Here is a 10,679-nt window from a genome sequence, read left to right as displayed (position 1 = left end):
GATATGCGGGGGCTCACCGAATCCGAACGCGACGCCCTGATCATTAGCGCTACTCAGGTCGATGGGCAGTGGGTCATTCTCAGCCGCTACGGCGACGACACTTGGCAACTCGACGGCTTCACCACCAACGCGAAACCCAGCCATAAACGGTTGGACTTCGGCAACTTTCCACCGGTATTTCGGACTGTGATGAAGGCGATATTGTACCGCTACTTACGCCGCGGGCGTCGTGGCGTGGGGCGGCCCAAAGGCCGCGCATTACGACAACTTTTCTCTGATACAAGGCCATTTCTGCGTCACCTTGTAACGCTGAAACTCGACCATCTGGGTGCGGTGACACCGCTAATCTGCGCAACCTATATGACTGCCTGCAAGGCGCATCGCCAAATCAGCCAATCCAAAGAAAAGCCACTGTCGCAGCGTGGGTTGGAGGGCCGCTTCGTTGCCGTTGAATCCCTTTATGAACTGAGCCAATACACCGACGATCCGATGCCGCAACATCCTTGGCCCGAGACTTCCGCGAAGGCTATGGCGGGGCTTACCGGCAGCGGCGCCCAAAGCGGCAGGACGCCACTGATTCCCGATAACGTGTTCTGCATCCTGTTCGAGCAAGCCTATCAGCAGATTGAACGCGGCCAGCAATTGCTTGACCTGCGCGTTGGGCTGGATGCCGTCACGGAGCAGCTAAAGGGGTTGTCGTTATTCGACATGATAAGAGCGAAGAACCAACATTTGGAGGCCCATGGTTGGGATGGGGGTCTGAGGGCATTCAACAAGGCGATGATCGACCTACGCACGGCCTGCTACATCGTCCTAGCCAGCACCTCCGGCTGTCGCAACCACGAATTGAGCAACCTACAGTCGGGCGCGCACCACCGAACCCAGGATGATGAAGGCACCGTCTTCCACTGGATGCGCTCACGTTCAGACAAGACCGATACCGGCATCCATGACTGGATGATCCCCGAAGCCGCCGTGCGTGCCTTGCGCCTGATGGAGCGCTGGGCCGCTCCCTATCAAGCCATGCTCGCCGCCGAGATCGCGCAACTGCGACGCGTCAACCCACACGATCCGCAAATCGTCGAAGCGTACAAGCACCGCCATGCGCTCTTTCTCGGTGTATATGCGACAAAAGGCAACCAGGTGCGCACGCTTACCAACTCGAGCTGGAATTATTGCCTCAAAGCGTTTGCCAAGGATTGCGGACTGAGCTGGAACCTATCCAGCCACCAGTTTCGCCGCAAGTTCGCCAACTACGCCGCGCACAGTCGCTTCGGTGACCTGCGCTATCTCAAAGAGCATTACGCGCACTGGACGCTGGACATGACCTTGGGCTACGCCATGGACGATAGCTGGGGACAGCATCTGGACCTTGATCTTTACGCCGATATTCAGGGGGAGTTGGAAGATATAAAATTCGGCATCGTGGATAACTGGCTAGGTGACGAAGCCTTGGCCGGGGGCTATGGCATCGAGCTCAAGCAGTGGCAGCGGGAGCCGCAGAACTTGTTGATCTTCAAGGATCACGCCTCGATGCTGAAGTCCATTGCCGAGAGCACCGCAATTCGCAGCAACGGCCATGCCTGGTGCACGGCGGACAATGACGGATGCGTCGGCAATACCCTTGAGCGTACTCGCTGCAGCAACTGCAACAATGCCGTAATCGGGCGCGGTCACGCGCCCATCTACCAGCGGCTCTACGATGATTTGAAAGGGCTGCTGCATTGCACGGACATTGGCGAGGGCGGCCGCCAGCGCGTTGAGCGCAACCTGAATCGCTGCCGTGACGTACTGGCCCAGCTGGGAATGGCTCCGGAGACTCTAATCGCATGAAACCCAAGGACAAGGCAACCAACTACAAACCGGCTGAGGATCGGGAAAAGGATCTACGGCTCGCGCTCTACCGCATCCAGAAGGGACGCGCCCATACCGGGGAAACCAAGGTTACCATCGCCGCCGTAGCCCGCGAAGCGGGCATATCGACGTCACTGATCCACAACTACTACCCAGACATTGCCGAGGCTATCCGCGAAACTCAGGGGCGCTCCAGTCGCGCGATGCGAGATGTGAAGCAACAAGATTTGATGGCCGAGCGAGCGAAGTCCGCTGGCTACCGTCAGGAGATAGAGGAACTGCGGGCGAAGGTCGCCAATCTCGCTTCAGTCAACGAGGTGCTACTGGACGAAAACCGTGTCCTCAAGGCGAAGATGAGCGATCGTAATGTGGTCGCTCTGGCTTCAAGGAAGCCGCACGGATAGGTCGATTTCACATAACCGGCTTGATCGGCAAAGGTCACAACGCGACAGACAGAGAGACGGATACCACGGCCGGATGAAGATGTCGGTTCGTAGGCAAAACTCCATATGAGCTTGGCGCTTTAGAACGTGCGATTGACCCTATGAACTTCCGCCTCCGGGTTGAGGGCGGTCTACTTCGTCTCCGTCCTCTGAGGTGTAGAGGAAGTCCATGTCTTCAGCTTTGAAAGACCATTTTCCGACAAGCTCCCTGCCTGCATCTGCTCCGCCTAATACGGCCTGCGCAGCAGGGAATAGGTTCGCGTAGAACAGCGCGAAATGTCCCATCACCATGAGGCCGATCTGGATGTTCGACAGGGCCAAGTCGTATTGGGTGCTGAGGTCTGCCGCTTGGCCAATCTGTATGCTGCTGATGAAGTCACTGTGAACATACCCGCTCAGGTACGGATAGATCGACGTAAAATACGTACGATGGAGGCCGGCCTCCTCCGCCAATTGATTCCACGGTGCACCGGCTTGCCAGTTTCCTTGCCGCAGTTGCTTCTTCCGGTCGGAGTGATATGCCTGGTAAATAGGTGACGCTTCGATCAGCAGGAGAAGTGCTGCTGCGTCCTCTATTGCTTTCTGCTTCCCAATTTTCACTTCCTTGGTGGATGCAAATAATTTGCTTCGTTTTTTCCAGCCGCCATACACCCAGACGTTGTGTCGGAAGGTACGAATCGCGGCGTCACCATTGGCGTGCAGCCAGTGCATCACCAGATAGTTCTCAATAGCGGATCGTGTGACGACCATCACTGATGAATGGTCGATGTAACCATACGGTGGCAAAATGGGTGTCCTGAATCCACAAGGCTCAAGCAGAGCTCTAGCCGAGCACAGATGCTTGAAAAGCTTCATCGACAAGTTATGCAAGTCAACCGACCACGCCGGAGCGTTGACGTTGACATACCCCGCTCGTGCCTGAGCGGTGATCATGTCAGCCATCAATGTGATCAGAACATCGAATTCACCCTCCAGCTCGGTGCTTCGCTCGTAGTGCCATACCATTGTCATTTCCTATGCTTTGGGCTTCCGCGCTGGAGATATAAGTAACGCGCAATTTGAACACAAATAGGTGCTATTTAGCCTTTCTCTGGGCACCAGCTGCGCCTTATGGCGGGGTGAGTCCACCGAGTCGCGTTTGCTCGTTGTGCCTATACCGCATGTCGGGAATAAAAGGAGGGAATACAGCCATCAACCAGAGGTCTGAATAAATGAGTGCAATGGCGAATATATGCTAAACCCTAGGTAGATTCGTAGAGGTCCACAGGCCGATGCAAGGCTATTGCTGATGGGTAGCTAGGGGAATATCCTCCGCTGCCTCGCACCATATCGGCAACCGTAGGCTGGTCGTGGGCTCCTAGGAGCTATCTCCTATGTTGCGTTCAACACGGAAGCTATTTTGATGTCGAAACGGAAGACGGATTTGCCTAGAGGAGAATGACAATGAGCAAAAGTCGCGAACATAAAACTTTGATGGATAGACTAAAAAGCTATTACCAAGGTGCGGAACGTGAGGCAGCGAAAACAACGCCTTTCTACGTCACAGGAGACGGCGTGATGTTTGCTGACCCAAAAGAGGTAATTCGTTCACAAGCTGTGCAGAATCAGCTTTCGGCCTTCGAATCCTTGCGGACGGAGATGCAGGGCAAAAAGAGCGACGCCAAAAAACGGGTCACAAAAGGCGATTAGACTAGGCGTTTTTAATCGCCTCCTAAGGATAGGTTGATGCTCAAAGCAGCGCTGGCGCTCTTCCCTTTGATAGCGGGCTATCTATTTGTAAGCACATGGCATCAGACCAGATACCTTATAAAGCGTGAAGACTCTCAGAAGGTCTATATCAGAGCCGCATTCTGGGGTATTTGGCTTTTCCTTCTCGCCTTTGCTTTTCTCACTTCGCTCAAACAGAAAATAGAACCGTATCTAGCCTTTGTAAGAGAGTGGGCGGACCTGGCGATCCTTCAGAGGACTCCAGTGACCGGCCGACAGATACAGCATTTTGGATGCTGGTTCTGTTTTCCACACTGATCCTAGGAATGATTGGCGGCTATTTTCTCAACTGGCTGTTAGCGTTCAAATCCATTTCTGGACAAGAATTTTTCCGGCTATTCGTACGTCGGGTCAAAAACCGTGACCGTCATTTTTTTAGTCTTGTCTATGAGTATTCCAACCGGTCTGCGCTCAAAACAGCAGTGCATGCGTTGAATGCCGATCTTGAGATCATCTTGATGAGGTCATTGGAGCTGACTATTCCGGTATCCGTGACCTTGGGGACCGGTAAGGTTTATATAGGTTATGTGACCGGGGCGATTGATCCGGGTGACAAACGCGACATGCTCAGGATTCTTCCAGTGGTGAGTGGCTATCGAGCTGGAGAGGAAATGAGGCTTTGTTTCACCACCTGGTACATAACGGTGTATCAGCGCTTCAAAAAAGATGAATCACTGAGTCACTTGAACCCTGAGTTGTTTGAGGTGGCCTTTCCCCTGAGCGAAATCAAAACAATCAATCTGTTCGATACCCAGGCGTACCAAGCCTTTCAACAAGAAAACGCTCCGCCCGCTTGATTTACTCACTCGCTATAGTGCTACGCGCCGGCAGTTGGGCCTATTTACCCGAAGGGTGCAGCACCTGTAATTCCAGCCAAGACAGGGAGACCTCAACCTTAGCCGCTGCATGCCAAATTGTGACGAAGGTCCATCCGGCAAGACAGTACACGGAGTAATTTCAGGGCGATGTGTATCAAAATTAGCGAGTTTATGTCCTGAGCATAAACTCACTAATTTTGATACACATGCGGTTTAGCGCCGAGGGAAACGCTTGGTTCTGCACGGTACTTGAGGACCAGGACTTGAGGTGCAGCAGGCAGATTAGTCCTGGAACATTGACTTGAGCTCATCATCGCTGGCGCCCCGCATGGCAGCTTCAAATGAGTCGAGGTCGTCGTCGGAAGGGACGGTCATTGCGGGTATCGCTCGAATCCCATCCGCAATGTCCCTGCGGCTCAGATTGCAGATTATCATCTGGCCGCTGTTGATCTGGTACTCCAAGGAGCCACACCAGCGATTCATGTACCCTACGGTAGGTGTCAGGACGGCTGCGCTGGGGCGCTTTCTCATCTGGTGTTTTGCGAGTGACATTCGCAGGAGCTCCATCTGAGTGAACAGCATTTGGGTACGCTTTAGGTCATCCCTCATCGTTTCAACGAGCTCTGGTTTCTCGATGAGCAGATTGATTTCCTCGATGCGTTTTTGGATCGTGTAGCTCTCGTAGCCCAAGGGCTTCTGCAGTTCCTTCAGCTTGAGCGGCAGCCCGCCATTGTCTGCTGCTTTGAGGTACTTACTGATTTTCTCGCGCCATGTGCGCATCAGCTCGTAAGCAGAGAAAATCCACATCTGTGACTGCGCAGACAAGAACATCGACTGGTAAGGCGTGTTTGTCTCATCGAATTTACTACGAAGGTATCCGTACTCCAGATCCATGATGAACTCATCCACAATCGTGAGATTCATCGCTTGGTTGCTGAAGTCGAGATTGTTTGCGAAGAACACCAGGCTGTTTAGAGCCGAGTAAATCGCCATCTGATCGATTTTCTCAGGGCTCTCGTAAGGAGTCTCTTCGTCGTACTCTTCGTAGTCATCCATGGTCTATCCTTTCAACGGGCTTCGATGCTCACCACATTACAGCTTTGCTCAATGCTGGCAGGCAGTCTTTGGATTTGGGCTACATCGACCCACTGCTAGGCAATGTGACCAGTAGCGATACCGGTTTTCGCGGCTGTTCGCTCAAGTTGATCCTTCACTGCGAGCCAGCCGTAGCGGTCGGCTATAGACCGGTCGCTGCTTGGAATACGCCCCTCTGGCACTAACAATATAGTTTGACACGAGGCACCTGCCACCTCACATGGGGATCGGCTAGGATGGCGGGGTCAATTCGGGAGTTGCATGGACGGAGCTATGTGTCGAAAGTCTGTAGGGATAGAAAACGGAGAGAGTCCTGGGGGGATGTATTCACTAGCCTCATTGCCTCTGCCATCAAGTTGCATCTCGGCACAAACGCTCCATCGAGTCGATAGACCCAACGTCTCTCTTGGAGTCTTTGCATCATGCCTACATCAACGACTACTCGGCGTCAGACGAGAACGACAGACGAATCGCGTGAAGTAATGATCGCCGCATTTTGGGACTTCAGCTCCAATCGAAATTTGCTCAAAGACTCGGAACGGCTATTCCAGATCAAGGCGGGCTTTTCTGCTCACCTTTTCCAGGCTTTTCGCATGACCTTTGACCTCCAGGAGCGCAGTTTGGAAACGCTGCTCAATGCGTCGATCTCCACGCTTAAACGACGTGGGCGCGAACAAAAGCCCCTCAATTCTGTCGCATCAGAACGACTAGATCGAATTGCTGCTGTCTGTCACATGGCCGAAGAGGTTTTCGAGAGCCGAGAAGCTGCCGCGCGATGGATGTCGAAGCCTAACAAAGCCCTTGGCGAAGGTACGCCGGTTATGCTCTGCGAAACCGAGATCGGAGCCAAACAGGTTCGCCGTGTGCTTAGAGCTCTGAGATGGGGTGGTGCTGCTTGACTTGGTTTCGTAAAAGCGAAGGCCAAACGAGCGAACGCCTTCTCTTAAGGGGAATCTAACCGTCTACGAAGCGTTAATGCACTCCCATCGTTGCAGTACCGAAAGTCGCGCTCGCCAACGGATTGAAATTTCCGCACCTACGTTCCGACTGTCGCTCGCAAAGCAGAAAAGAAGGACTGTTACCCGATACAGGGGTCGACAGCACTTTGAACATCACGCCCAGTTGCATACGGAAAAACTCGGCGGCAATATCGTCCCAGTCCTGCCCTCTGGCTTGGTTGTGCACATCGAACAGCGAACGCTGTATAGAAACTTAACCACAAAGTGGCCGTGCGTGGACACTTGCTCAGCCCATTCAGCAGCTTGGATGGCCGCGATCGCTCGATCGAGTCTTTGTTTCGAAATCACGGGGATCGTGTAGGGCGACATTCGACTCACGATCCCTGGCGGCCAGCCTAATCTACGATTGTCAGACACGTAGACATCGAGGCGGCAATGCAAGGCTCATTATTCGATCATGAGCAGAATCCATTCGATGGAGATCTGCCCCATCAATCAAGAATGCCCTTGAATTTGGGGGAGCGTAACGTTTACTCCGTAGTCGTTCGTGACCTCTGCAACCAATGGGATGCGCTGGTAGTCACTGGATACAGCGGCTTAGAACAGCTCATCCATTTGATCACATCACGTGGAAAAGCGCCTATCCCAATGCGCCTCATCCTTGGATCTGATCCGGTAACAGTGCGCCACCCCCGACTCAGCCTCAAAAGCTATGATTTTTCTGCGGAAATACGAGCCTACTGGCTTGAACGTGGCATTTCTTTAGCTTTAAGCGGGCAAGTTTTGCACTGCATTGAGCTTGTACGGGCTGGGCATGTCCAAATCCGCTATCCCATAGGTAGTCGACGACTACACGCCAAGCTTTACTGTTCCGCGGGGGCCGTGACTCTGGGGTCAAGCAATTTCACCTGGCCGGGTTTGCATACTCAGCATGAAGCGAATGTGCGTTTCACATCAGGAGATCGAGCCCGATTCATTGAGGCATGGCAAGTAGCTGAATTCTATTGGAGCCAAGGTAAGGATGCTGAGAACGCCTTCGTGGCGCTGCTGGAGCAGCTTCTGAAGTTCGTCACTTGGCAAGAGGCTTTGGCTAGGGCTTGCGCCGAACTGCTTGAAAGTGAGTGGGCCAACCACTATCTGGAATCGCTGATGGAAATCGATCCCGCTGACCTCTGGCCTTCGCAGCGCCAAGGCATAGGGCAAGCGCTGTACCTCCTAGACACCCTGGGGGCGGTTCTGGTCGCAGATGCAACGGGGTCTGGAAAGACCCGCCTGGGAGCACATCTGCTCCGGGCGATGCATGACCGAAACTGGTCCTTGGCCAGCGGACGCAAGGGCGCGATGCTTTTGATTTGCCCACCATTGGTCAGGAAAAACTGGGATCGGGAAACGGCCAAGTGCGGGCTCAATGTCACCATCGTTTCTCATGGCCTGCTGAGCAGGCTGAGCAAGCAAGATACCTCCAACCTCGCCATTCGATTGTCGTCAGCACAAACCCTCGCCGTGGACGAAGCTCACAACTTTCTCAATCAAATGTCCAAGCGCACACGGAGCCTCAAGCACCATCTGGCGGACCAGGTGGTGTTGTTTACGGCAACCCCTATCAATCGGACGCGCGCAGATCTATTGCGCTTGATTGACATTCTAGGCGCCGATAATTTCGACGATGAAGTGCTGGCTGTCTTCGAGCGTTTGAGCAAGGGCGGTGCAGGCGTGGCTGATATTCACGTCAAAGATCTGGAGGCACTCCAGGCAGGAATCGCCAGCTTCACCCTCCGCCGCACCAAAGCGCAGCTCAATGCAATGGTTGATCTCGATCCCGAAGCCTACCGGCTGCCAGGAGGGCGCGTGTGCCGTTATCCGAAGCAGCTATCTGCGAGCTACATGCTGGGTGAGCCCGCACGTGACAGGAAGCTGGCGCAAGAAATCCGCGAGTTAGCGCTGCAACTAAAAGGAGTTTCACATTTTCGGAAGCCGTTGGTGCTTTCGGAAAGCTTTAGACAAAACGGCGTCACGCCCGATGCTTACCTGATCTTTCGGTTGAAAGCAGCCCGTTCATTGGCTCTGTTCCATGTGATGTCGAGTTTGCGGTCGTCACGTCTGGCTCTCTACCGGCACCTCGAAGGGGAGCGCGCCGCTTGTCGCCGAATGGGGTTGAACAGTGAGTCTGTAAAGGGGGGGGATGACGAAACGGGGAATATGCTGGAACGCATTGCCAGGCTCGCCGGCAGCACCCCAGAAAATCATCTGGGGATCACACTGCCCCCTTGGCTTTCGGACAGTTCGGAGCATCGGCGTACCTGTGAGGGAGAGTGCTCGATTTATGCGGCAATTCGCGACCGCTTGGAAAGGATGAGCGGCCATCGCGAAGCGCGTAAGGTAGAGCTGCTCGTTGAGCTTCTCACTCGGCACGACCAAATTTTGGCATTCGACCATTACCCGCTGACACTGAGGTACTTCGAATACCTCCTGACGAAAGCGCCTCCTGACCAAAAGACCTTCGACGTGGTTTTGGGCATTGGTGGTGATCCCCGAAGCCACGAGTACATACAATCACTGCTGAATCCGGAGGGGCAGTCTGTGGGACGGCTGGTGGTCCTTTGCAGTGATGCTTTGTCAGAAGGGGTAAACCTCCAGCGTGCCTCAACTCTTGTCCATCTGGACATGCCCAGCGTTGTACGTGTCGCCGAGCAACGCGTAGGACGCATTGATCGGATGGACAGTCGCCATACGGAGATTGAATCCTGGTGGCCTAAGGACAGTGCCGAGTTTGCTTTGAGATCAGATGAGACGTTTTTCCGCCGAGTCGATGAAGTAGACAGTTTAATCGGGGGGAATTTGATGCTCCCGGAGGACATGCGCACTCAGCGAGAGGACCGGATCGTTACGCAGGAGGAGCTGGAGGAACAAATGCGTGCTCGGGAGTCTAGGTACTGGGATGGGATCGAGGATGCATTTGCCCCAGTACGAGGCCTTGTATCTGGCCCCAATGCACTGATTAGCTCTGCTCTGTATGAGCAGTATCGATATGAGACGAGCAAGGTGATGTCAAGGGTAAGCGTCGTTCGAGCGGCCAAGCCTTGGGTGTTCCTATGTCTAGCCGGAGAGCGAGCACGTGCACCTCGATGGATTTTGCTACCAGGCCTGGCTAATCGACCGGTTATCGATTTGCGTGAGATCGCGGGACAACTGCGGGACCGCCTGCCGGATGAAGTGCAGACTCTCAACCCGACACGGGCAGCTATGGCTGAGCTGCAAAAGTTTTTGACCTGTCTGTGCGAGATGGAGAAGCTACTCTTGCCGAAGCGCAAGCAGCGAGCCTTAAAACAATTTCACTGGGCAGTGAGGTTGTGGGTACGCAATCGACATTGGATAACTTCAACGGATCAAGCCGATCAAGTTAAACAGCTGCTGGAGTTATTTGAGGTTGGTTCAGGAGAGCTAACCCCAGATTGGGGGCATTTGGCTGATCTTTGGCTTGAACTGGTGCGCCCCCGGAGCGCCGAACTCCTACTAAAGAAAGGACGTCGAGCCTCGATGATGCGACTTCGCGACATTGAGCCCGACCTTAAGAGTAAACCCATTGCGGTAGAAGTGCTGCTGAAAAAACTACATGGGGTCGAGCTGCGAAGACGTTGGGAGGAGCGCATTGTCGCTTGCATCTTGGGCTACGGATCGGGGAGTGCCGATTGATAGAGTATATGGGTGTCCGGAATCATTAGACCACTACACTCGCGAGACGC

Annotated in this window: 8 protein-coding genes; 6 read left to right on the top strand and 2 right to left on the bottom strand. The window is 53.9% G+C overall.

Translation table 11 applies throughout. The features are described 5' to 3' along the window. Nucleotides 1-3: 3 nt before the first annotated feature. On the top strand, nucleotides 4-1,833 hold the full coding sequence (locus NTD87_RS17820; RefSeq protein ID WP_262115424.1) for an integrase: 1,830 nt from the start codon (nucleotides 4-6) through the stop codon (nucleotides 1,831-1,833). Then, complete coding sequence (locus NTD87_RS17815; protein WP_262115362.1) at nucleotides 1,830-2,258, top strand: TetR family transcriptional regulator; 429 nt, start codon at nucleotides 1,830-1,832, stop codon at nucleotides 2,256-2,258. Before NTD87_RS17820 ends, NTD87_RS17815 begins: the two co-directional genes overlap by 4 nt. A gap of 138 nt (nucleotides 2,259-2,396) precedes the next feature. Here NTD87_RS17815 and NTD87_RS17810 read toward each other — a convergent pair whose 3' ends face one another. Next, on the bottom strand, nucleotides 2,397-3,302 hold the full coding sequence (locus NTD87_RS17810; protein ID WP_262115361.1) for a DUF5677 domain-containing protein: 906 nt from the start codon (nucleotides 3,300-3,302) through the stop codon (nucleotides 2,397-2,399). A 438-nt stretch (nucleotides 3,303-3,740) separates the two neighbouring features. On the opposite strand from NTD87_RS17810, the gene NTD87_RS17805 reads away from it, so the two are divergent. Both NTD87_RS17805 and NTD87_RS17800 read left to right on the top strand, forming a co-directional pair. Further along, nucleotides 3,741-3,986, top strand: a complete 246-nt coding sequence (locus NTD87_RS17805) for a hypothetical protein (protein WP_262115360.1) — start codon at nucleotides 3,741-3,743, stop codon at nucleotides 3,984-3,986. A gap of 311 nt (nucleotides 3,987-4,297) precedes the next feature. Beyond that, nucleotides 4,298-4,861, top strand: coding sequence for a hypothetical protein (locus NTD87_RS17800; RefSeq protein ID WP_262115359.1), 564 nt, complete (start codon nucleotides 4,298-4,300; stop codon nucleotides 4,859-4,861). Between the two features lie 303 nt (nucleotides 4,862-5,164). On the opposite strand, the gene NTD87_RS17795 is transcribed toward NTD87_RS17800, so the two are convergent. Then, nucleotides 5,165-5,938 carry a hypothetical protein gene (locus NTD87_RS17795; RefSeq protein ID WP_262115358.1) on the bottom strand — a complete coding sequence of 258 codons (774 nt, stop codon included), beginning with the start codon at nucleotides 5,936-5,938 and terminating at the stop codon, nucleotides 5,165-5,167. A 461-nt stretch (nucleotides 5,939-6,399) separates the two neighbouring features. On the opposite strand from NTD87_RS17795, the gene NTD87_RS17790 reads away from it, so the two are divergent. Together NTD87_RS17790 and NTD87_RS17785 are read left to right on the top strand one after the other, a co-directional pair. Then, entirely contained in the window at nucleotides 6,400-6,876 is a 477-nt protein-coding gene (locus tag NTD87_RS17790) for an MbcA/ParS/Xre antitoxin family protein (RefSeq protein WP_262115357.1), read from the top strand. 495 nt (nucleotides 6,877-7,371) lie between these two features. Continuing rightward, nucleotides 7,372-10,629, top strand: a complete 3,258-nt coding sequence (locus tag NTD87_RS17785) for an SNF2-related protein (protein ID WP_262115355.1) — start codon at nucleotides 7,372-7,374, stop codon at nucleotides 10,627-10,629. The last annotated feature ends 50 nt before the right edge of the window (nucleotides 10,630-10,679 follow it).

The sequence above is a fragment of the Pseudomonas sp. 6D_7.1_Bac1 genome (genome assembly GCF_025465945.1).
GTDB lineage: Bacteria > Pseudomonadota > Gammaproteobacteria > Pseudomonadales > Pseudomonadaceae > Aquipseudomonas.
Note: the sequence above shows the minus strand (reverse complement) of the source record. Positions and strands in the feature narration are given on the sequence as shown.

What these genes read in the sequence shown, in the direction of transcription:
- NTD87_RS17820 (WP_262115424.1), top strand. Translation starts at nt 4, where the DNA reads ATGCGGGGGCTCACCGAATCCGAACGCGACGCCCTGATCATTAGCGCT.
- NTD87_RS17815 (WP_262115362.1), top strand. Translation starts at nt 1,830, where the DNA reads ATGAAACCCAAGGACAAGGCAACCAACTACAAACCGGCTGAGGATCGG.
- NTD87_RS17810 (WP_262115361.1), bottom strand. Translation starts at nt 3,302, where the DNA reads ATGGTATGGCACTACGAGCGAAGCACCGAGCTGGAGGGTGAATTCGAT.
- NTD87_RS17805 (WP_262115360.1), top strand. Translation starts at nt 3,741, where the DNA reads ATGAGCAAAAGTCGCGAACATAAAACTTTGATGGATAGACTAAAAAGC.
- NTD87_RS17800 (WP_262115359.1), top strand. Translation starts at nt 4,298, where the DNA reads ATGCTGGTTCTGTTTTCCACACTGATCCTAGGAATGATTGGCGGCTAT.
- NTD87_RS17795 (WP_262115358.1), bottom strand. Translation starts at nt 5,938, where the DNA reads ATGGATGACTACGAAGAGTACGACGAAGAGACTCCTTACGAGAGCCCT.
- NTD87_RS17790 (WP_262115357.1), top strand. Translation starts at nt 6,400, where the DNA reads ATGCCTACATCAACGACTACTCGGCGTCAGACGAGAACGACAGACGAA.
- NTD87_RS17785 (WP_262115355.1), top strand. Translation starts at nt 7,372, where the DNA reads ATGCAAGGCTCATTATTCGATCATGAGCAGAATCCATTCGATGGAGAT.